Raw genomic sequence first — 21329 nt, forward strand, 5'->3', positions numbered from 1 at the left:
GTATTGCATCGGTAGAGACGTGGATGGTCGGGACAAGCCCGACCATGGCGATGCCTGTTCTCGCTTAGGGGCTCAGCTCTTCCGCCCGCCCCAGCTCGCCACCAGAGCCCCCACGACGATCAGCGCGCAGGAGGCCGCAAGCAGCCCGCTTGCCGGGGCGTAGCCGAACAGAACGAGGACCAGCGTCGAGAGCACCGGCGCGGCATAGGAGGCGACCCCGAGCAGCGCGACGTCGCCCTGCTTCATGCCGATATCCCAGACGACGAAGGCGAGCCCGATCGAGCCGAGTCCGAGCCCGAGCACGCCGCTCCATTCGATCGCCGTCAGCGACCAGAGCGTGGTCTCGAAGGCGAAATGACAGGCGAGGGCCGGCACGGCGCAACCCAGCATGGTCACGCAAAGGCTTTCCGAGGGCACATTGGCGAAGCGGCGCGAGGCCACCGAATAGCTCGCCCAGACGAAGGCGCCGAGCGCGGCCAGGACATGCCCGAGTGCGAGCCCGTCGCCGCTTCCAAGCCCGCCGGAGACCAGCAGGCCTGTCGCCACCAATCCGATCAGCGCGCCGACGAGGTGGCGAGGCTTGAGGCCGCCGCCCGGCAGCAGCGCTGCGAAGAGCACGATCAGCAGCGGCCAGAGATAATGGATAAGGTTCGCCTCAGCCGGCGGGGCCGTTTTCACCGCAGCATAATAAAGCGCGGTGTCGCCGAACGGGCCGTAGAGCCCAAGCGCGAAGGAAGCCGGCGTCGGCCGGATGCGCGAGAGCTGCCCGCGCAAAGCCGTGATCGCGAGGATCAGCAGTCCCCCGATGACGAAGGTCATGGCGACGAGCTGGAAGGGCGGTACGCGGCCCGACATCGCCGTGAACAGCGCCAGCGTCGACCAGAGCAGGATGGCGCAGAAGCCGATGAGAGTCGCGGTGCGGGGGGTCATGAGGCGGGGCCGGGCGTGAAGACCGCGCGGCGATAGCAGGTTTCGGGGGGCTTGCCGATGGGTGGTGTCAGGGTCAATGGACGGGGGTGCTGCGCCGCAACCCAGCCTTGCAGCCATGGGCGTCATGCTTTCGGCCCCGTTGACCGCGCGCAAAAGGCGGCTCATTGCCTGTTTTATGACCACGATCCCGCTGCAATCCGTCGCTCGCCGCCCGCTGATGCCGGTTCTGGCGGCGCTCAGCGTCGCACATCTGCTGAACGACCTCGTCCAGTCGATGATCCCGGCGCTCTATCCGCTGTTCAAGGAGAACTATCAGCTCGATTTCGTGCAGATCGGCCTGATCACGCTCGCCTTCCAGGTGACCTCCTCGCTGCTGCAGCCGATCCTCGGCTTCGTCACCGACCGAAAGCCCTGGCCCTATGCGATGGTCGCCGGCATGTGCTCGACGCTGGCGGGCCTCCTGATGCTCTCCTTTGCCCATAGCTATGCGATGGTCCTGCTTGCAGCGGGCCTGATCGGCCTGGGCTCGGCGGTGTTCCACCCGGAGGCGACGCGGATGGCGCGCCATGCCGCGGCCGGCCGCCAGGGTCTGGCGCAGGGCGTGTTCCAGGTCGGCGGCCATATCGGCTATTCGGTCGGCCCGCTGCTGGCGGCGGCGGTGGTGATGCCGCGCGGGCAGGCCAGCCTGTCCTGGTTCTCCGGCGTCGTGCTGATCGCAATGCTGGTGATGGGCTGGCTCGGCGCGCGCTATTCCGCGATGCGGCGCGAGCAGAAATCGTCCTCGGCCCATGTCGAGGAAAGCGCGAGCCACGGCCTGCCGCATGGGCGCGTGCTGCTGGCGATGGCCGTGCTGGTGATGCTGCTGATCTCGAAGAACGGCTACACGGCGGCCTTCACCTCCTATTACACCTTCTATCTGATCGAGCGTTTCGGCATCGAGATCCAGCTCTCGCAGATCATGCTGTTCCTCTATCTCGTCGTCGGCGCGATCGGCGTGATCGTCGGCGGCATGATCGGCGACAAGATCGGCCGCGACCGGGTGATCTGGCTGTCGATCCTGGGCTCGCTGCCTTTCGCGCTGCTCTTGCCCCATGCCGACCTGTTCTGGACCGGCGTGCTCAGCATCATCGTCAGCTTCATCATGTCGAGCGCCTTCTCGGCCATCCTGATCTACGCGATCGATCTCGTGCCGCATCGGGTCGGCCTCGTCGGCGGGCTGTTCTACGGCCTGTCCTTCGGGCTCGGCGGCGTCGCGGCGGCGGGCATCGGCCTGCTCGCCGACAAGATCGGAATCATCGAGGTGTTCAAGATCTGCGCGTGGCTGCCGGCCTTCGGCCTTCTGACCTTCCTGCTGCCGAAGGGCGGACGGCAGAGCTGAGATGTGCTGCATGTCGCGCCTCCCAGCCGCCATGGCGTTGCGCGTCGGGTTTCCGCCGAGGCGGCCGAGCGCAGCGATGAGGCCGGGGAGGCTCCGAGGTGGAGTCGTCGGCAGTTCTCAGATCGTCGGAGGGTAGACGACCTCGCCATCTTCCTTCGTGAAGGAGGTGGGGCGACGTTCGAGAAGAGCGAATACCGCTTCCGAAGGGCGCGCCAGTGTCACGCCCTTTGGCGTTACGACGATTGGACGGTTCACGAGGATAGGCTCGGCGAGCATCGCGTCCAGGATCGTCTCGTCGTCGATTGCGGGATCGAGCAGGCCGAACTCGGCGGCAGGGGTGCCTTTTTCGCGCAGGATGTCGCGCGGGCGGGCGCTCATTGCACCGAGAAGCTGTCGCAACTGCTCCCGCTGCCAGCCGACTTCAAGATAGTGGACGACACGCGGCTCGTAACCGGCGGCTCGGATCATCGCGAGTGCATTGCGGGATGTCCCACAGGCGAGATTGTGGAAAATGGTGATCGGAAAACCGGCGGTCATGAGCTTGCACTGTCGTTGAGGAGCCACTGGAAGACGCACGAGGCAGCGGCGGCGCCAGCCAGCTGTGCCACCAGAAAGATCGGCACGGATGCCGGGGCGATGCCGGCGAAGCTGTCGGACAGGCTGCGTGCCAGAGTGACGGCGGGATTGGCGAACGATGTCGAGGCCGTGAACCAGTATGCGGCCGTGATGTAGAGGCCTACGATCGACGGCACGGCCTGTGGCCGGACGCGCATCGTGCCGATAATGGCGGCGACCAGACCGAAGGTCGCGGTGAATTCCGACAATGCCTGGCCGGGCCCGTCGCGCAGCTTGCCCGAAACCTGCAAAAGCGGCTCGGCAAACATGGCATGTGCAAGCCAAACCCCGAGAATGGCGCCGGCGATCTGGATCGCGACATAGGCGCAGGCCGTCGATCGAGGCAAATCCTGGCGGAGGGCTGCGACCAGAGTGACGGCCGGGTTGAAATGCGCTCCGGAAACCGGGCCGAAGATCGTCACGAGCACAACCAGGCCGGCGCCGGTCGCAAGCGTGTTGCCCATCAGGGCAATCGCCGTGTTCCCTCCGGCCAGCCGTTCGGCCATGATGCCGGAGCCGACGACAATGGCGAGCAGCGCCATCGTTCCAAGCCCCTCCGCGATCAGGCGGCGGGCCAAGGCCGTGTCGAGAGCGGTGCGTATCACCGCAAGCATCACGACGAGGCCGAGTTGCTGCTATCGAAGCAGTGCACTGCCTGGGAGAGCCTTTCGGCGAGCGGGCGGCAAATCTCGGGCGAGCCGTCGCAGCAATCGTCGAGGAGATAGCCGAGCAGCCGTGCCATCTCGTCGTATCGGGCCGTGTAGACGATCGAGCGACCCTCGCGCCGGGACACGATCAAGCCAGCATTGCTGAGCAGGTTCAGATTGGCGGAGAGGCTGCTCGGCGGCACGGAAAGACGCTGTGCTATCACACCGGCGGCGAGACCCTCGGGACCAGCCTGGACGAGCATGCGGAAAACAGTCAGGCGCCCGGCATGAGCGAGCGCCGCGAGGCTGGTGACGGCGGATGAGATTTCCATATTTCGACGATATATGAAATCTGGAAATGAGCAATAGCCGCGTGAGCTGCAGGTGCCTCAAGCTGTGCTGCGATCGATCGGTTCGCAGACTCTTGAGGAAGCGATCGCGAAGCGGGACACTCGCGCGGGCAGCCCGCTTCGCGGTGGGCGTCAGACCATGTTCTGGCCGCCATTGGCGGAGAGGGTCGAGCCAGTGATGAAGCCGGCATCGTCGCTGGCGAGGAACACCACGGCGCGCGCGATCTCCTCCGGCTCGCCGAGGCGGCCGACCGGGATATGCGGCAGGATCGATTTCTCGATCACGGCCGGATCGATCGCCTTGACCATCTCGGTCGCGATATAGCCGGGGCAGATCGCGTTGACCGTGATGCCGGCGCGCGCGCCTTCCTGGGCCAGCGCCTTGACGAAGCCGATATCGCCGGCCTTGGCGGCGGAATAGTTCACCTGGCCCATCTGGCCCTTCTGGCCGTTGATCGAGGAGATGCAGATGACGCGGCCGAACTTGCGGGCGCGCATGCCTTCCCAGACCGGGCGGGTCATGTTGAACAGCGAGTTCAGGTTGGTGTTGATCACCGCGTTCCACTGATCCTTGGTCATCTTGTGGAACATGCCGTCGCGGGTGATGCCGGCATTGTTGACGAGCACGTCGACCGGCCCGAGATCGGCCTCGACCTTGGCGATGCCGGCGACGCAGGAATCATAGTCCGAGACGTCCCATTTATAGGTCTTGATGCCGGTCTCGGCCGTGAATTTGGCCGCAGCCTCGTCATTGCCGGCATAGCTCGCGGCGACGCTGTAGCCGGCCGCCTTCAGACCCTTCGAGATCGCTTCGCCGATACCGCGCGAGCCCCCCGTAACCAATGCCACCTTCGCCATAGGCCATTCTCCCTTTTCGTGAGCGTCTTCCGGCTTGCCGCCGTTATTGTTCAGACAGTTTGAGAGTGGGCGCGTAATCCGCGTCCACGTCCTTGATGATGGCCTGGCCACAGATGACCTGGCCCTTGACCGCGTCGAAGGTCAGGGTGGGCTGGCCGTAGAGCGACCAGCCGAGGCTCAGCGCTTCGGAAACCCGATGACAGAAGGAAGCGTCATCGGGGCCGGTGAGATAGCGGTAGAGCGTCGTGCGCTTCGCCATGAGGTGACGGTGCTTCTTCTCAGCGCTCCACGGCCATGGCGACGCCCATGCCGCCGCCGATGCAGAGCGTGGCGAGGCCCTTCTTGGCGTCGCGCTTGGCCATCTCGTGCAGCAGCGTCACCAGCACGCGGGCGCCGGACGCGCCGATCGGATGGCCGATCGCGATCGCGCCGCCATTGACGTTGACGATATCAGGGTTCCAGCCGAGGTCCTTGTTGACCGCCAGCGCCTGCGCCGCGAAGGCCTCGTTGGCCTCGACGAGATCGAGATCGCCGACCTTCCAGCCGGCCTTCTCGAGCGCCTTGCGGGTCGAGGGGATCGGGCCGGTGCCCATGATCGCGGGGTCGACGCCGGCCGTCGCCCAGGAGGCGATGCGGGCGAGCGGGGTCAGGCCGCGGCGGGCCGCTTCCTTGGCGGTCATGATGACGAGCGCGGCGGCGCCGTCATTGAGGCCCGACGCGTTGCCGGCCGTCACCGTGCCGTCCTTCGAGAAGGCCGGCTTGAGCTTGGCCATGGCCTCGATCGTGGCGCCATGGCGCGGATACTCGTCGCTGTCGACGACGATGTCGCCCTTGCGAGAGGAGATGGTGACCGGCGCGATCTCGTCCTTGAACTTGCCGGCCTTCTGGGCGGCCTCGGCCTTGTTCTGCGAGGCGACGGCGAAGCGGTCCTGCTCCTCGCGGCTGATCTGGTACTTGGTCGCGACGTTCTCGGCGGTCGTGCCCATGTGGTAGCCGTGGAAGGCGTCCCAGAGGCCGTCCTTGATCATGGTGTCGACGAACTTGACGTCGCCCATCTTGGTGCCGGCGCGCATATAGGAGGCATGCGGGGCGAGCGACATCGATTCCATGCCGCCGGCGACGATGACATTGGCATCGCCATTGGCGATCTGCTGCAGGCCGATCGCGACGGTGCGCAGGCCCGAGCCGCAGAGCTGGTTCAGGCCCCAGGCAGTCTTCTCCTGCGGGATGCCGGCAGCCATCGCGGCCTGGCGGGCCGGGTTCTGGCCCTGGCCGGCGGCGAGCACCTGGCCCATCACCAGTTCGTCGACTTCGGCGGCCTCGACCTTGGCGCGGCGCAGCGCTTCCTTGATCGCGACGGCGGCGAGATCATGGGCGGGAGTATTGGCAAAAGCGCCGTTGAAGGCGCCGACCGCCGTGCGGGCCGCGCCGACGATCACGATATCCGAATCTGCCATGAGAGGGTTCCTCGCTTGTTGTTGCGGCCGCACCGCTCCCGCCGGCGCAACCGTTCCCCACCACCTTCGAAGCCTGCTGCGACCGCGTCAAGACGGGCAAGCGGTGAAATCGTGCGGGGCATCGCCGCTGGAATGACGTAACGGAGGGTACATCCTTGTGGTTGCAGGGCTTCGGCGATTTTTGCCGCATTCGCTCAAAGAGCTTGCGGTGCAGCACCGACAGGCTATCGTCGCGGGATGGGAGACCGTTTCGCCGAGCACGCTGGAACCACCTGCGGCCGCGGATCAACGTCAAGCGGGACATGATGGCCAGCGACAAAGAACCGACCGTCATCAAGAAATATGCCAATCGGCGTCTCTATCATACGGGCACCAGTTCCTATGTGACCTTGGAGGACCTCGCCGGGCTCGTCCGCTCGGGCGAGGATTTCGTGGTCTATGATGCGAAGTCCGGTGAGGACATCACGCGCTCGGTGTTGGCGCAGATCATCTTCGACGAGGAGGCCAAGGACGGGCAGAACCTGCTGCCGATTGCGTTCCTGCGCCAGCTCATCCGCTTCTACGGCGACAGTATGCAGGCGCTGGTGCCGCGCTATCTGGAGTTCTCGATGGAGAACCTCACGCAGGAGCAGAGCAAGTTCCGCGAGCAGATGAGCAAGGCCTTCAGCGGCTCGGCCTTCGGCGGCAACGCGCTCGACGCCATCCAGGCGCAGACGCGGGCGAACATGCAGATGTTCCAGGAGGCCTTCCGGCTGTTCAATCCGTTTACCGCTGTGGCGCAGGCCAAGCAGGAAGCGGCTGCCGGCACGAAGCCCGCGGCGGAAGCCGGCAGCGGCGAGCTCGGCGACCTCAAGCGCGAGCTCAACGAGATGCGCGAGCGGCTCGACAAGCTTTCGCGTACGCGCTGAATTTGGCCTGACGATTTGAGCCGCGCCCGAGGGATTCGGGCGCGGCTTTTTGTTGGGTTGGGGGCGATGCGAGCGTCGGGATTGGATTGATTGCAGCCATTCGTTTGGGCGCGAGGATTCGGCATGCGCTTCCCCTCAATGGCGATCGACGGCTGGCAGCTACTTGATGGCGAAGAACACCATCAATGGGCTCCGGCAACATTCTCAATCCCAACGCGGCCAGAGTGAGAAGGATTGCGGGTCGGCGATTTCGCAAAGCTGATGTTTGAAATCGCGGTTGGGGATCGCGTCATCGTAGAGCGGATGTGGGTGCTCGTAACCGCTCGAAATGAGAGCGGCTATGTTGGCATTCTCGATAATGACCCGACTGAGATCGCTGAGAATGATGAGCTTTGGTCGGGAACCGAGCTTCCCTTTGCAGCCGCGAACGTCATTGCAATCATGGAACGTAACGAAGGCAGTTTAGCTATGGCGGAGCTGCCGCCTAGAAGGAGCTGGCTTTCACGGTAATCGAGCATCCCGGCCCACGTCCGCAACGGGCGGTCAGCAGACGCTCGCGAAAGGCAATCAGGCGCAGGCCTCGACCTCCACCGATCCCACTAGATGGGGGGGCTCGCCAATATCCGAATAACGCCTGCCCAGCACACGCCCCCGCAATGCCTCGTCCATATGGATGAAGCGGCGCTGCGCAGTGTCGGCCATTCTCGCTTGCGCGGTGAGGGCGACCGGACGGCGCCTCTCCGCGCAGTGGCTGAAGCATTCTCAACCAAGGAGCTGCATATGCCGCATTTCGTCGGTATTCCGGCTACCAAGAACAGCCCGGGTCTCAGCAGCTTGGCCTTGAAGGACCCCTCGGGAAACGCCGCCATCGCGGTCTGGGCGGCCGACATGGATTGGTCCATTCAGCTGTGTCAGCCGGGCAATGCCTATGTGCCGATCGACAGCAGCCGTTTTCAATCGCCGCCGCCCTATAAGAAGGACGGAAATCTGCACGTCTACTTCATGCTGCGCGGATTGAAGGCCGGAGACAATATCGCGGCCTATGACGCGGCCGGCCGGCCACAAACGGCAGCCTTGCCGATTACATTCGCTTCGACCGACCGTGCCTCGAACAATCTGGCGTCGCGGCCAAGCGCATTTTCGTCGAAGCTGATCCTGAACCCTGCGGGTGCAGAGCAGGCCGACCTCAAGACGACCGGCCAGGACTGGATCAACGGCATCGAGAAAGTGATCAAATACATCCTTGCCAACGAGATGGGCCGGTTGATCGTCAATTCCCTGCCGGGAAATGTCGATATCTTCCCCTTCTTGTCCGGAGAGCAGAACGCCAATTCGACCGTGCAGTTCTCGCCCAAGAACTTCTCCGGAAGCCTGGCGCCGGGCGCGCAGCCGAACGAGATCCTCTTTCATGAATTGTGCCATATCGCGGACGGCACGCTGGGAACTTACGTCAAGTTAACGGATTCGGAGACGGGTCAGACTTTCCAATACGATAAGTTCGACTTCTTCTCGGTCAACGCGACCAACACGTATGCGTCCATGAGAGGCCGGCCCCTGCGGAAAGACCACTGGGGTTTTCAGGCCATGCCGGGAAAATTCAAGGACTCCGCCAAGTTCTGGGAGCTGGCGAAGCCGAATCTGGACAAGCTCAGGGCGGCCAAGCCGATCCTGTACGGCCATGTCAGCGCCATCGACGCGCCGTGGAACCCGTTCTGAGCCTGTGACCGCTGCCACCCGTCAGGGCGCGTTCTTCCGGCGCAGGCATCGGGGTCCTGCGCGGCGCCTGCCTCAGCCCACCGCCAGCCGCCGCGGCGGGGGTGCCTGCATGGGCTCGACCGTTTCGGCGCGGCCCACGAGATGGCCCTGCAGATAGGTGACGCCCCAGTCGCGCAGCATGCTGGCCTGCATCTCGTCATCGACCCATTCGGCGACGGTTTCGACGCCGAGATGGCCGGCGAGCTCGATCAGCGTGCGTACATAGAAGCGATCGTCGGTCGAGCGGCGCAGGTTCTGGGTGAAGGCGCCGTCGATCTTGAGGATGTCGATCGGGAAGACGCGCAGGTGCTTGAGCGAGGTGTGGCCGGCGCCGAAATCGTCGATCGCGACGCGCGCGCCCTGTTCCTTGATCCGGCCCAGCAATTTGGCTATCCGGCCGGGATTCTCGATCGTCGCCGTTTCCGTGACCTCGACGATCAGGCGCGAGGCCTTGCCGCGCGCGGCGCTGGTGCAGGCGACGAAGGCGTCGAACCACTCGGGGTCGTTCAGGGAACGCGGCGAGACATTCACGGAAAGGGTGAGATTAGGATCGGCGCCGAGCATCTCGATCGCGAGTTCGAGCACGCGCTGGTCGAAGAGCCGCACGAGGCCACGGCGCTCCAGCATGGGAATGAGTTCGGCCGAGGCGAAATAGAGGCCGGTTTCGCCCTGGCCGACGCGCAGGAGCGCCTCATGGAAGGCGACCTCGCGCGAGTTCGTCCTAACGATCGGCTGCAGGGCAAGGCGCACGCGGCGGTCGTTCAGGGCGGCGATGGCCTGGACGTCGAAACCAGCCTGCTCGCCGCCTGGGCTGCGCCGCGGCTGCGGCTTGGCCATAACGGCCGTATCGATGGCGCCCATGCGGGCGCTGGCGAGAGCCCCTTCCGCGGCGGCCAGCAGCGCGCCGCCATGATTGCCGAGCTCGGGCGCGCTGGCGGCGCCGACGCGCAGCCGCACCAGCGCGATGCCGCGGCTGGTCTCGATCGCGGACTGGGCGACCACCTTGATGAAGCGGCGGGCGGCGGGCTCGACCTGCTCGGGCGGGCAGCCGACGAGCAGGATGGCGAAGCTGTTGCCGGCATAGCGGACGAGATGGTCGCGCCGGCGCGTCACCGAGCGCAGGCGCTCGTGGACGGTGCTGATGATCTCGTCTGTGGCCTCGTGGCCGAAATCGTCGTTGAGGCGGGCGAGCTCGTCGATCGCGGCGACGAGGACGACGACCGGGCGCTCCGCCGGCAGATGCTCCTGCAGGGCCATGCCGATTCGTTCGACCAGGGCAGGGCGGTCGCAGAGCTCGTTGCCGAACTGCTCGAGCTCGTCGGCACGGGCGGCGCGCTCGAGCCTGAGCACGCCACGGGCGCTCGCCGGATAGCCGTCGCTGCCGGCGAACCAGCGGCCGGTGTCCTCGGCCCACATCTTGCGGCCGGCGAGATCGATGGCGTAGCGGGTGCGGTAGATGACGCCTTCGCCCTGATCATGCTCGCTGGAGCAGAAGATCGCGTCGTAGCGACTCGGACCGCTGCCGGGCTCGACCAAGCCGGCGAAGGCGAGGCCGCGCTGCATGGTCTGCTCGGGAATCGCGCCGAGAACCTCGCGGGCATTCGGCCCCCAGCTCAGGGCGTCGCTCTGGATATCCCAGCCATAGACCACTTCGCCGATCGAGGAGAGGATGCTGCGGGGATCAACCGGGCCACCGTTCTGGAAGCTGAAGATCGACGGGGAGGGCATCGGGCGGCCTCTATTGGACGGCCGCGCGGCTCCGTTCTGGTGCTTCGGCGCGCTGTCCATGTGAAGGGAAGTGCTTCGAAACGATGCGGTATTCCTGATTAACGCGGCGTTAAGGCTGGTTGATTCCTTGCAGTAACGACTCCGTCACAAGTTGCGTGTGCCGGAGTGATACATGGCGGAAGCCGGAAACTGGAGCGAGCGGAACGCCGCCGATGTCAACGCATCGGCGCTGGTGCTCCTGCAGGCGGCTGCGGCGCGGGCGGAGATCGGCCCCTTCGCGCAGCGCGGGCGAGCGAGCCCGCAAGCGGCAGCGGGCTTCTACCGGGCCGCGGCCCGGCTTGCCGCTCCGGCCGCGAGCGTCCGCCTGCAATCGGCGCGACGCTGAAGGTTGTCTACTGCGATGGAGCCCCGCGATTTTGGCGAGGGCAGCAGACCTCAACACACGACCCCGATCCGATTCGTCATGCTCGCCCTTGTGGCGAGCATCCACGTCTTGAACAAAGTCCTCGACGAAGGAAGACGTGGATGGTCGGGACAAGCCCGACCATGACGGCGAGGGCTCAGGAAACGTCGATGCGATGCAGGACAAAGAAAAACCGGCCTTGCGGCCGGTTTCGAACTTCGCAGGCAAGCCTAAGCCGAAGGCGGAGCGCCTCAGGCGTCGGTCTTGACCTTCAGCACCTGACGGCCGCGATACATGCCGCTCTTCAGGTCGACATGGTGCGGACGGCGCAGCTCACCCGAGTTCTTGTCCTCGATATAGGTGGGCTGCTTCAGGGCGTCGGCCGAGCGGCGCATGCCACGCTTCGACGGCGACGTCTTTCTCTTCGGAACGGCCATTGTACTCTCCATCGTGCCACCGCCCGGACGCTGGCCCCAAGGCCAAGCATCCGCCACGGCGACGGATCAATCTCGTGAGGCGTTGGCCTTACACCGTCAGGGCGGGGATTGCTAGTGCCGAATCCGGATTTCTTCGCCGCAGCGGTTCGGAACGTCCGAGATCTAGCCAATCAGCCGGGCAGGGCGCAATCGCCCAGCGATCCGAGTTGTCCGAGCTGGCGCAAGCTGCGGCCGGCAGCGGATTGCAGGGCGCGATTCGGTTTGGCTGGGTTGCGCAGCAGCGGATTGGGCAGGGCGCCAGCGAGTCTGGCCGCCTCTCCCGCGGTCAGGCGCGCGGCGGATTTGCGGAAATAGCGCTGCGCCGCGGCCTCCGCCCCGAACAGGCCTTCGCCCCATTCCGCGACGTTGAGATAGACCTCGATGACGCGCGGCTTCGACCAGGCGAAGTCGATCGCCATGGCGAGCGGGATCTCCATGCCCTTGCGGATATAGGAGCGGCCCGGCCAGAGGAAGACGTTCTTGGCGGTCTGCATGGTCAGCGTCGAGGCGCCGCGGCTTGGCCCGTCCTCGTTCTCCAGGACCTTGTTGAGCTCGACCCAGTCGACGCCGCGATGGCTGCAGAAGCGCTGGTCCTCGGAGGCGATGACGGCACGCACGAGATGGGGCGAGATCTGGTCGAGCGGGACCCATTCACGATCGACCGGCTTCAGCACCAGCCAGCGGCCGAGCATCAGGGTCGAGGGCACCGGCACGAATCGATAGAACAGGATCAGGCCGGCGAGGGCGATGAGCAGCCAGACGGCGAATCGGAAGCAAAAGCCGAGAATCCTACCCAGCACCTCGCTTCACCCCCGCTGCCGTTCGATCGCCCCGGCCAGCATGGCCCGAGCCCGAGGCGGCGCAGCTTGACGATGCCGCCAGCGTCCGGCAAGGCCCCCCTTCCGGCAGCGAACGCGAGACCCGCGCATGAGTTCCGTTTCTCCCTCGGCCCGTTCCGGCGATCTCGATGCAAGGCTGGCTCAGAATGCCGCTGCCATCGAAACGCTGCTGGAAGCGCTGCTGTCCGATATTCCGGCCGCCGACGAAATCACACGCCCGCCGCGCCTCCTTGCCGCGATGCGGCATGGCGTGCTCGGCGGCGGCAAGCGGCTGCGTCCTTTCCTGACGGTCGAGACGGCCCGGTTGCTGGGCGCGCCCGTCGAGCAGGCGCGGCGAGCGGGCGCGGCGGTCGAGCTGCTGCATTGCTATTCGCTGGTGCATGACGACCTGCCGGCGATGGATGATGACGATCTGCGCCGGGGGCGGCCGACCGTGCACAAGGCCTTCGACGAGGCGACCGCAATCCTGGCGGGCGATGCGCTCTTGACGCTGGCCTTCGACGTTCTGGCGGACGAGGCGACGCATGAAGCCGGTGCGGTGCGTGCGGCGCTTGTGACTTGCCTCACACGGGCCTCCGGCCTTGGCGGCATGGTCGGTGGACAGATGCTCGACCTGGCGGCGGAAGGGCGCTTCGAGGAAGCGCGGGGTGCGCTTCCGGAAGTCGAGATCAGGCAATTGCAAGCCATGAAGACCGGTGCGCTGCTGGCCGCAAGCGTCGAGATCGGTGCGCGGCTCGGCGGCGCCGATGCGACGGCGCTGGCGGCGCTGGGGCGCTATGGTCGGGCGCTTGGCGCCACCTTCCAGATCGCAGACGACATTCTCGACGTCGAATCGGATGCCGCGCAGATGGGCAAGGCGACGGCGAAGGACGCGGACAAGGGCAAGGGCACGCTGGTCGGCGCGCTCGGCCTCGACGGTGCCAAGCGTGAACGCGACCGGCTGAGCGCGGAGGCCGTGGCGGCGCTGTCAGGTTTCGGCGCTGAGGCGGACGTGCTGCGGGCCGCGGCGCGGTTTGCCGCCGAGCGGAAGAGCTAAACGCTTACAATCGATCCGAACGAAACACGGCGTCATGCTCGCCCTTGTGGCGAGCATCGACGTCTTGAACATGACCTGCGACCAGCGAAGACGTGGATGGTCGGGACAAGCCCGACCATGACGAAACGCCCGCTCAGTGAAGGCGGTTCGGCGTTCGCCTTACCGCCAGCGACCGAAGGCGTCGGCCAGCGTCTGGCTGCCGGAGACGCCTTTCTCGAAGGTGATGATGCCGCGGCGGCCGGAGGCGAAGCGCACGGGCACGTCGATCCAGCTGCGGTTCAGGATCAGGTCGAGATTGCGCTCGACCTCGACCGGTACATTCGACAGCGCCGCCACGAAGAGATTGTCGCCGAGCGCCGAATTGATCGCCGAGAGCGGCGCGCCGCGCTCGCTTTCCTCGCTCTTGAACTGGGGAACGCCGACCTCCTTGATGGCCTGGCTGGCCGGGTCGCCGGAACTGGTGAAGCGCAGGCCGATGATATGCGAGGCCGGGAAGGCCGAATCGGTGTTGCGGCGGATGGTGAAGTCGAGGCTCAGGCCGATATCGGGAATCTCGACGGTCGCGCGCACGATGGTCTCGATCGGCCGGCCCTGGCCGGCGCTCTCGCTGTCGAGGCGCCAGAACACGCGGCCGGTCGAGGTCTGCGGCTGCTGCGGATTTTCGGGGACCTCGACGAAGAGCATTGCACGCTGGGCGACGGCGATTTCGCCGCCTGGCTGCGGAACGGGCGTGCCGGGTGTACCGCCCTGCGGGTTGCCGGCCGGGCGGTTCTGCTGGGGTTCGCCGACGCGCTCGGCGATCTTGGCGCCATTCTCCGGCTGGGCGGGCTGGGCGCGCTGCGCGGTTTCGCTGCTCGGGCGCTGCGTGTCCTGGGGGCGGAGCTTGTGGACATAGATGGCGGTCGCCGCGATGGCGGCTACCGCAACGGCCACCACGCCGCCCACGACGGCCGATCGGATATGGCCGGGCTTGACCCGCCGTTCGCGCGGCGGCTGCACGCGCGGCCGGGCGACCTGCGGCTCCGCCGGTTCGGGCAGGGGCTCGCCATCGTCCTGTCCGGCGGCCGGAGGCAGCGGAGCGAATTCCGGCGCCTTCTTCGGTGTCGGCGGGCGGATCGGCAGAGTCGGGTTCTCGACGGTGCGGATCACCGGGCCGTCCGATGCCGGCGGTGGGGCCGGGGCGTCGTCGTAGTCGGCCTCGATCCGGGCGACGGCCTCGTCGAGCGCCAGGCGCTCGCGCATGATCTCGGCCTCGCTCAGCGGCGGGTCGAGCCCGCGCAACTGCGCGACGAGCGCCGTCCGCGCCCGGTCGTAGATGGCGCGCCGGGCCTCCGGGGAGGTTTCGGGCAGCCCGGCGACCGCACGCGCCAGGATCGGATAGAAGTCGGCCATTGGCCTCACTTGTCGCTGATGGCGATAGATACGGATTCACCGATCAGGTTGATTCAACCTGATCGGTGAATCCGTATCTAAGATATTGATAGAGAACGCGTCATCCACCCAGATTGCGGCGCAATCTGGGTGGCGCGTGCTCTGGCGTCAACCCTCGAAAGGGTTGTGGACGAGGATCGTATCGTCGCGCTCCGGGCTGGTGGAGAGCACGGCGACGGTGGCGCCGATCAGCTCCTCGATGCGGCGGACATATTTGATCGCCTGCGCCGGGAGATCGGCCCAGGAGCGGGCATTGGCGGTGGAGCCTTCCCAGCCTTCGATGGTCTCGTAGATCGGCTCGACACGGGCCTGGTCGTTCTGGCCGGCCGGCAGGTGCTCGAGAATCTGGCCATCGAGCCTGTAGCCGACGCAGACCTTGATCTCCTTGAAGCCGTCGAGGATGTCGAGCTTGGTCAGCGCGATGCCGTCGATGCCGGAGGTCTTGACCGTCTGGCGCACGAGGCAGGCATCGAACCAGCCGCAGCGGCGCTTGCGGCCGGTGACGACGCCGAATTCCTTGCCCTTGGTGCCGATCAATTCGCCGATCTCGTCGAAGAGCTCGGTCGGGAAGGGGCCTTCGCCGACGCGGGTGGTGTAGGCCTTGGCGATGCCCAGCACATAGCCGACCGCCGAGGGGCCCATGCCGGAGCCTGTCGCGGCCTGGCCGGCGACGATGTTGGAGGAGGTGACGAAGGGATAGGTGCCGTGGTCGACATCGAGCAGGGCGCCCTGCGCGCCCTCGAACAGGATGCGCTTGCCGGCGCGGCGCTCGGCGTCGAGCAGGGCCCAGACCGATGTGGCATAGGGCAGCACTTCGGGCGCGATCGCCTTGAGCTGGCCGAGCAATTCCTTGGCGTCGACTTCGCCGATGCCGAGACCGCGGCGCAGGGCGTTGTGATGGGCGAGCAGGCGCTCGATCTTGGCTTCGAGCAGCGCGTCGTCCTTGAGATCGATGACGCGGATGGCGCGCCGGCCGACCTTGTCTTCATAAGCGGGGCCGATGCCGCGCTTGGTCGTGCCGATCTTCATGCCAGCATTCGAGGTCTCGCGGAAATGGTCGAGCTCGCGGTGCAGCGGCAGGATCAGCGTCGCATTGTCGGCGATACGCAGGTTGTCCGGGGTGATCGCAACGCCTTGCGCGCGCAGCTTGCCAATCTCCTCGACGAGATGCCAGGGGTCGACGACGACGCCGTTGCCGATGACCGAGAGCTTGCCGGGGCGGACGATGCCGGAAGGCAGCAGCGAGAGCTTGTAGGTGACGCCGTCGATGACCAGCGTATGGCCGGCATTATGGCCGCCCTGGAACCTGACGACGACATCGGCCTGGCTGGAAAGCCAGTCGACGATCTTGCCCTTGCCCTCGTCGCCCCACTGGGCGCCGACCACCACAACATTCGCCATGAGCGATGTGTCCCTGCTTGTTCCGCGTTGCCTCACGCAAGCGGCCCGCGCAAATGCAAAACCCCGGCGCAAGGCCGGGGTTTCGGGGCAGGTCCTTGCAAGCCCTCATGGGCCAACCTGGCTCGCAGGTCAAGTTTTTCGGCAGGCGGGGCCATGATCCGAGGGGATAAACTGCTTGAGCATGGCCGCTCTGCAGCATCTGCGCAGTGATGCTGCCACAATCGGGCGTAAGGGCTAGGGTGCCCAGCGGGCGGCGATGGAGGGGCCATGCCGCCGCATCTGCAGGAGAGGGGATCTCACCGACCATGACCAAGCTCGACGCCTGGCTCGACCAGCATCACGCCGCCTTCACCGCGATCCGCCGCGACATCCATGCCCATCCCGAGCTCGGCCTCGAAGAGGTCCGCACGGCCAAGCTCGTTGCCGACAAGCTGCGTGAGTGGGGCGTCGAGGTCACCGAGAACGTCGGCAAGACCGGCGTCGTCGGCGTCATCCGCGGCAACAAGCCAGGCCGTGCGGTGGGCCTGCGCGCCGACATGGATTGCCTCGCGCTCGATGAGACGACGAACCTGCCCTATTCCTCGAAGAATCCGGGCCGGATGCATGCCTGCGGCCATGACGGGCACACCACCATGCTGCTCGCTGCCGGGCGCTATCTCGCCGAGAACCGGGATTTCGAGGGCACCGTCAACCTGATCTTCCAGCCGGCCGAGGAAGGCCGCGGCGGCGCCAACGCGATGCTCGCCGACAAGCTGTTCGAGCGCTTCCCCTGCGATGCGATCTACGGCCTGCACAACACGCCCGGCATGGCGCCCGGCACCTTCGGCACCACGGTCGGCCCGTTCCTGGCGGCGGCCGATAGCTGGAAGGTCACCTTCCACGGCGTCGGCGGCCATGGCGGTTCGCAGCCGCATCGCTCGACCGACATCACCTATGCCCAGGCGCATTTCGTGCTCGGTCTGCAGGGCATCATCGGCCGCAACGTGGCTCCGCTCGATACGGCGGTGATCAGCGTCGGCTATATCCATGGCGGCGACGTCAACGCCTCGAACGTGATTCCGTCCGAGCTCGTCATCGGCGGCACGGCGCGGACCTATTCGCAGGAAGTGCGCGACCTCGTCGAGCGCCGTATCGGCGAACTCGCGGCGGCGACGGCGCAGGCCTGGGGTTGCAAGGCGGAGGCCTCCTACCGTCGCGGCACCAGCCCGCTGGTGAACGAGGCCGAGCAGGTGCGGGTCGGCGTCGCGGCGGCCACGGCCGCCGTCGGCGCGGAGAAGGTCAATGGCCAGCTCCGGCCGGGCACGGGCGGCGAGGATTTCGCGGAGATGATGCTGGTCCGCCCGGGCGCCTTCATGCGCATCGGCAACGGCGTCAATCCGGATGGCTCCTTCGTCGGCCTGCATACGCCGCTTTACGACTTCAACGACGCGATCATTCCGGACGGCGTGCGCTACTGGGTCGGCGTCGTCGACCAGGAACTCGGGCAGGCGAAGGCCGCCTGATCACGATCATTATGGCCGGCCCTCCGGGGCCGGCTGCAATCATGCAGGGCAGCCCGTCAATTCCGGCGGTTGTGTAGCCGGCGCAAGAGCGCTAGGCGGCGGGCTCCGCAGCGGAGGCACGCCATGAAGACCCTGTCCATCTCGACCCTGACGATCTGCGGCATCGAAGAATTGCCCGGCAACAGCGCCCGCGAGGTGACGCATGTGCTGTCCGTGCTCGATCCCGACCGGGCCGAGATCGAGGCCTTTGGAACCTATGGCGAGCATCATCGAGTCACGCTGCGCTTCCACGACATCATCGACCCGCGACCTGGCCAGATCATGCCGACGCCGGAGCATGTCGGCGAAATCCTGAATTTCGGCGAGGGCCTGCGCGAGACCGCGACCGGCCGCGTGAAGGGCCATCTGCTGGTGCATTGCCATATGGGCATCTCGCGTTCGACGGCGGCGATGATGACCCTGATGGCGCAGGCCGATCCGGCGGAGAGCGAGGACGCACTGTTCACCCGCTTGCGCGGGATCCGGCCGCAGGCCTGGCCGAATTCGGTGATGATCGGTTTCGCCGACGAGCAGCTCGGCCGCGGCGGCCGGCTGACGCAGGCGCTGCGGCGGCACTATGCCCATCAGATCGAAGCGCAGCCCCAGTTCCGGACCTGGATGAACGATCTCGGCCGCAAGCGCGAGATCGAGATGGGCTTGATGGTCTGAGGTTTCGTCATGGTCGGGCTTGTCCCGGCCATCCACGTCTTCATTGATCGAGCGTCGTGCTCAAGACGTGGATGCTCGCCACAAGGGCGAGCATGACGTGATGCGAAGTCGGCCTGATCGGTTGGGGCAGGCGCCTTGTTTCCTCACTTCCCCGGCAGTGGCTGCTCCTCGTAGGAGAGCTCGCGGTCGCCCGGCCATTTGATGCGGTAGGCGAGCTTGATCTCCTTCTCGGTGCCGGGGGCGAGATCGAAGGTCCAGGAGGCGACGCCGCGGCGGTCGCCGACCTGCTTCTCGGTCGGCGGCGTGGTCTGGGCGGTGATGGTCTCGACCGTGATCGCGCTGCTTTCCGAGTACGGAATGCGCTGCAGCACGGCGACCTTGACCGGCCGCGCATGCAGGCTCTTCACGACGGTCCGGAACTCGCGCTGGTCGGTGCGGGTCTGGCCGAGCCAGGTCGGATCGTTCTCGCGGCGCTTTACCGGCGCGAAGGAGACCTTGATCCGGTCGTCGGCGCCGAAGCCGAGCTCGACCTTGTCGCCGGGCGCGACGAGATTGAACTGGCCCATGCCGACATAGGTGCCGTCGCGATGCAGCGCGACGCGGCCGGCGAGCAGCGGAGCCTCCTCGTCATGGGTGAAGCCGGCTTCGAGATAGGCTTTCTGCTCGATCTCCGGCACGGTGCGGGCGGCGAGCGTCGCCTCCGTCTTGCGCTGGCTCAGCGTCACTGTCTTGGAGCTGCCGTCCTGCGGGATCGACGCGCGGCCGGGTACCTGGAAATTCGCCTGATAAGCGCCGGCTTCGAGCGCGGCCTCGGCGACATCCGCCGCAATGATGGGCTTGGCGAGGCTGTCTTCGGGTGCTGGAGCAGCGGGGGCGGCCATGCCCGCTGCCCGGCGCTGCATGGTCGGCGCCGCCTTCTCCGCTTCCGCCTTGCGAGCCAGAGCCTGAGCCCGCGCGCGCGCCTCGGCAACGATCTGCGGCTCGAAGAAAGCGACCTGCATTGGGGTGAGGTCGGGCGCGCGGGTGCCGCCGGCCGAGCGCGTGGTCGAGAGCGTCAGGGCGACGTCGTCCCACGTTTCGCCGCTGCGCTGTCGGATCTCGGCGCGACGCGCGAGGGCGATTTCCGGCTTCTCGCCGGTCGTGGTCAGGCGCGCCTCATAGGTCGGAGTCCAGTTCGCGCCCGTGACGCGATAGGTCACCGTGAACTCGGCCGCGACCGGCTGCGGCGCCTCGACCGCGATGGCGACGTCGCGCTTCGGTGCGCCGGGGCGGCCGGCCTGCGGGCGCGCGCGCTCCAGGGAGGCGATCTCGCCCTCGACATCGGCGAGGCGGTTGCGGGTGCCGCGCAGTTCGTCCTGCACCTTGACCAGCGCCGTGCCGATCGCCTCGAACACCGCGGGCCAGTCGCCGACGGGCAGGGCCTTGCCGTCGGGGCCGAGCTTGTCGGGGCCGACCTGCGCGAAGCGCTCGATCGTGGCGCGCTTGGCTTCGATCGCGGCGACCTGGCCGGCGAGCTTTTCCTTCTCGTCGCGCAGCGCCTTGAGCTTCTCTTCCAGCGCCGTGTCGAGCACGGGCCTGGCGTCGCCGGGCGTGATGCGGACATCGACCGCGCCGACCGAGAAGCTGCCGTCGCCCTTGCCTTCGACGCGAATCGAAGAGGGGTCGATCGTCGCCGGCAGGCCGCGCAGCACGATCTGCGAGGCGCCCTGCAGGAGATTGGCCTTGCCGAGACGCGTCACCACCGCCCCGTCCGGAAAGACGGTGACGCGGTCGATCCGGCTCGACAATTCGGTCTCGGCAGCGCTGGCGAGGCTGGGCGCCAGAAAAAGGGCCGCGGCAATATGGCTTCGCATCGAAATCATCCCCTCCAGATCGCAATCACGTACCCGTGATAGACACCGCCGAATTCGGCGTGTCCAAGGCGGAATTGGGCCGGAATGCGGATAGGCGGGGCGGGTAGCGGAAGCATCCTGCGTTCGCAGGAGAGGACGGAGGCCGGCCTGGCGGCTCAGGCGCGGCCGCGGGCGCTGGCATGAGGCTTGACGCGGTGCTCCATGAAGTTGCGCAGCTCGGTCACGCGCCGCACGGCATCGAGAACCTCGCGGTCGAGGCCATGCGCCCAGGCGAGGTCCTGCCGGTTGGGCTCGGCATCCAGCGTCAGCAGGTCGTCGAGCCAGCCTTTCGCGGAAGCTTCGTCCTTGCGGAAACCTTCCTTGATCAGCAGGGGCACGCGGCGTTGGAGAATCGCGACGATCTGCTTCAGGGAGAATTCGGGGTGGTACTGCACGCCCCAGAACGTCCCGCCATTGTGCTTGATCTCGGCCGCTTGGACCTGGCTGTAGGCATTGGAGGCGAGGATCGTCGTGCCATGCGCGGGCAGCGCGATAGTATCGAGATGGATCGCCGGGGCGTCGAAGGCGGCGGGACGGCTGGCGAGCAGCGCATGGTTGCGGCCGGCCTCGGTCGGCGTGATCTTGCGGGCGAAGCCGGCTTCGCGGCCCTTCGGATTGGCGGTGACGGTGCCGCCAGCCGCGACGGAGCCGACCTGGATGCCCCAGCAGGAGCCGAAGCAGGGCGTCCCGCTGGCATAGATCGCGCGCATCAGGTCGATCTGCCGGGTCACGGGCGGGGCGGTGTCGTAGATGTGCAGGGCCGAGCCGGTCAGGAAGATGCCGTCATAGGATTCGAGCCCTTCGCCATCAGGCAGGTTGGCGCCTTCGTCGGCCGGCAGGCAGATATCGGAGACGATGCCCGGTTCGAACGCTGCGATCTCGGCGGCATAGGCCTCGCCATAAGCCATGCCATAGGATTGGCGCAGCCCTTCGCGGGTGTCGCGCATGTTGCCGTCGACGAAGAGCAGGCGGAGCGGGCGGGCGCTGGTTTCGATCATTGGGACGTTCCGCAGGA

The 21329-nt window shown here is 66.6% G+C and carries 22 protein-coding genes; 8 read left to right on the forward strand and 14 right to left on the reverse strand.

Translation table 11 applies throughout. From position 1 onward, the window contains the following. Positions 1 to 72 precede the first annotated feature (72 nt). Entirely contained in the window at positions 73 to 930 is an 858-nt protein-coding gene (locus Q0Q36_RS12235; RefSeq protein ID WP_293798456.1) for an EamA family transporter, read from the reverse strand. Between the two features lie 175 nt (positions 931 to 1105). Here Q0Q36_RS12235 and Q0Q36_RS12240 point away from each other — a divergent pair, with 175 nt between their 5' ends. Then, positions 1106 to 2308 carry an MFS transporter gene (locus Q0Q36_RS12240; protein ID WP_293798457.1) on the forward strand — a complete coding sequence of 401 codons (1203 nt, stop codon included), beginning with the start codon at positions 1106 to 1108 and terminating at the stop codon, positions 2306 to 2308. A gap of 117 nt (positions 2309 to 2425) precedes the next feature. Here the strand turns inward: Q0Q36_RS12240 and arsC are convergent, their stop codons facing one another. From arsC to Q0Q36_RS12270, 6 genes are all read right to left on the reverse strand, one after another. Next, the gene (arsC, locus tag Q0Q36_RS12245) at positions 2426 to 2845 is read right to left on the reverse strand and encodes an arsenate reductase (glutaredoxin) (protein WP_293798458.1); all 420 of its coding nucleotides are present in this window, start codon (positions 2843 to 2845) and stop codon (positions 2426 to 2428) included. Then, on the reverse strand, positions 2842 to 3537 hold the full coding sequence (locus Q0Q36_RS12250) for an MIP/aquaporin family protein (RefSeq protein WP_293798459.1): 696 nt from the start codon (positions 3535 to 3537) through the stop codon (positions 2842 to 2844). Before Q0Q36_RS12250 ends, arsC begins: the two co-directional genes overlap by 4 nt. After that, positions 3537 to 3902 carry a helix-turn-helix transcriptional regulator gene (locus tag Q0Q36_RS12255; RefSeq protein WP_293798460.1) on the reverse strand — a complete coding sequence of 122 codons (366 nt, stop codon included), beginning with the start codon at positions 3900 to 3902 and terminating at the stop codon, positions 3537 to 3539. Before Q0Q36_RS12255 ends, Q0Q36_RS12250 begins: the two co-directional genes overlap by 1 nt. A 150-nt stretch (positions 3903 to 4052) precedes the next feature. Continuing rightward, entirely contained in the window at positions 4053 to 4778 is a 726-nt protein-coding gene (phbB, locus tag Q0Q36_RS12260; protein WP_293798461.1) for an acetoacetyl-CoA reductase, read from the reverse strand. 43 nt (positions 4779 to 4821) lie between these two features. Further along, on the reverse strand, positions 4822 to 5037 hold the full coding sequence (locus Q0Q36_RS12265; RefSeq protein ID WP_265056098.1) for a DUF1737 domain-containing protein: 216 nt from the start codon (positions 5035 to 5037) through the stop codon (positions 4822 to 4824). 19 nt (positions 5038 to 5056) lie between these two features. Continuing rightward, positions 5057 to 6235 carry an acetyl-CoA C-acetyltransferase gene (locus Q0Q36_RS12270; protein WP_293798462.1) on the reverse strand — a complete coding sequence of 393 codons (1179 nt, stop codon included), beginning with the start codon at positions 6233 to 6235 and terminating at the stop codon, positions 5057 to 5059. A 305-nt stretch (positions 6236 to 6540) separates the two neighbouring features. On the opposite strand from Q0Q36_RS12270, the gene phaR reads away from it, so the two are divergent. The 3 genes from phaR (at position 6541) to Q0Q36_RS12285 (ending at position 8859) form a co-directional block, all read left to right on the forward strand. Beyond that, on the forward strand, positions 6541 to 7143 hold the full coding sequence (gene phaR, locus Q0Q36_RS12275) for a polyhydroxyalkanoate synthesis repressor PhaR (protein ID WP_293798502.1): 603 nt from the start codon (positions 6541 to 6543) through the stop codon (positions 7141 to 7143). Between the two features lie 234 nt (positions 7144 to 7377). Continuing rightward, positions 7378 to 7653, forward strand: coding sequence for a hypothetical protein (locus Q0Q36_RS12280; protein WP_293798463.1), 276 nt, complete (start codon positions 7378 to 7380; stop codon positions 7651 to 7653). Between the two features lie 93 nt (positions 7654 to 7746). Then, positions 7747 to 8859: a hypothetical protein gene (locus Q0Q36_RS12285; RefSeq protein ID WP_293798464.1), complete on the forward strand. Its 1113-nt coding sequence runs from the start codon at positions 7747 to 7749 to the stop codon at positions 8857 to 8859. Positions 8860 to 8931: 72 nt separating this feature from the next. On the opposite strand, the gene Q0Q36_RS12290 is transcribed toward Q0Q36_RS12285, so the two are convergent. Further along, a complete protein-coding gene (locus Q0Q36_RS12290; RefSeq protein WP_293798465.1) occupies positions 8932 to 10626 on the reverse strand; it encodes an EAL domain-containing protein in 1695 nt (564 codons plus the stop codon). 172 nt (positions 10627 to 10798) lie between these two features. On the opposite strand from Q0Q36_RS12290, the gene Q0Q36_RS12295 reads away from it, so the two are divergent. After that, on the forward strand, positions 10799 to 11011 hold the full coding sequence (locus tag Q0Q36_RS12295; protein WP_293798466.1) for a hypothetical protein: 213 nt from the start codon (positions 10799 to 10801) through the stop codon (positions 11009 to 11011). A 269-nt stretch (positions 11012 to 11280) separates the two neighbouring features. Here the strand turns inward: Q0Q36_RS12295 and rpmF are convergent, their stop codons facing one another. Together rpmF and mtgA are read right to left on the reverse strand one after the other, a co-directional pair. Further along, positions 11281 to 11466 (reverse strand): 50S ribosomal protein L32, encoded by a 186-nt coding sequence (rpmF, locus tag Q0Q36_RS12300; protein WP_047582212.1) that lies wholly within the window; start codon positions 11464 to 11466, stop codon positions 11281 to 11283. A 170-nt stretch (positions 11467 to 11636) separates the two neighbouring features. After that, on the reverse strand, positions 11637 to 12305 hold the full coding sequence (gene mtgA / locus Q0Q36_RS12305; RefSeq protein ID WP_293798467.1) for a monofunctional biosynthetic peptidoglycan transglycosylase: 669 nt from the start codon (positions 12303 to 12305) through the stop codon (positions 11637 to 11639). Positions 12306 to 12432: 127 nt separating this feature from the next. On the opposite strand from mtgA, the gene Q0Q36_RS12310 reads away from it, so the two are divergent. After that, entirely contained in the window at positions 12433 to 13380 is a 948-nt protein-coding gene (locus Q0Q36_RS12310; RefSeq protein WP_293798468.1) for a polyprenyl synthetase family protein, read from the forward strand. 159 nt (positions 13381 to 13539) lie between these two features. Here the strand turns inward: Q0Q36_RS12310 and Q0Q36_RS12315 are convergent, their stop codons facing one another. Beyond that, positions 13540 to 14772: a histidine kinase gene (locus Q0Q36_RS12315; protein WP_293798469.1), complete on the reverse strand. Its 1233-nt coding sequence runs from the start codon at positions 14770 to 14772 to the stop codon at positions 13540 to 13542. Positions 14773 to 14919: 147 nt separating this feature from the next. Further along, positions 14920 to 16212, reverse strand: a complete 1293-nt coding sequence (locus tag Q0Q36_RS12320; protein WP_293798470.1) for an adenylosuccinate synthase — start codon at positions 16210 to 16212, stop codon at positions 14920 to 14922. 305 nt (positions 16213 to 16517) lie between these two features. Between Q0Q36_RS12320 and Q0Q36_RS12325 the strand changes: the two genes are divergently transcribed. After that, positions 16518 to 17714 carry a M20 aminoacylase family protein gene (locus Q0Q36_RS12325; protein ID WP_293798471.1) on the forward strand — a complete coding sequence of 399 codons (1197 nt, stop codon included), beginning with the start codon at positions 16518 to 16520 and terminating at the stop codon, positions 17712 to 17714. Positions 17715 to 17837: 123 nt separating this feature from the next. Further along, complete coding sequence (locus tag Q0Q36_RS12330) at positions 17838 to 18422, forward strand: protein-tyrosine-phosphatase (protein ID WP_293798472.1); 585 nt, start codon at positions 17838 to 17840, stop codon at positions 18420 to 18422. A gap of 143 nt (positions 18423 to 18565) precedes the next feature. Here Q0Q36_RS12330 and Q0Q36_RS12335 read toward each other — a convergent pair whose 3' ends face one another. After that, the gene (locus Q0Q36_RS12335; RefSeq protein WP_293798473.1) at positions 18566 to 20275 is read right to left on the reverse strand and encodes a mucoidy inhibitor MuiA family protein; all 1710 of its coding nucleotides are present in this window, start codon (positions 20273 to 20275) and stop codon (positions 18566 to 18568) included. Positions 20276 to 20430: 155 nt separating this feature from the next. Beyond that, positions 20431 to 21312: a type 1 glutamine amidotransferase gene (locus Q0Q36_RS12340; protein ID WP_293798474.1), complete on the reverse strand. Its 882-nt coding sequence runs from the start codon at positions 21310 to 21312 to the stop codon at positions 20431 to 20433. Positions 21313 to 21329 lie beyond the last annotated feature (17 nt).

Origin of the sequence: uncultured Allobosea sp. (assembly GCF_945957345.1) — a bacterium.
Lineage (GTDB): Bacteria > Pseudomonadota > Alphaproteobacteria > Rhizobiales > Beijerinckiaceae > Allobosea.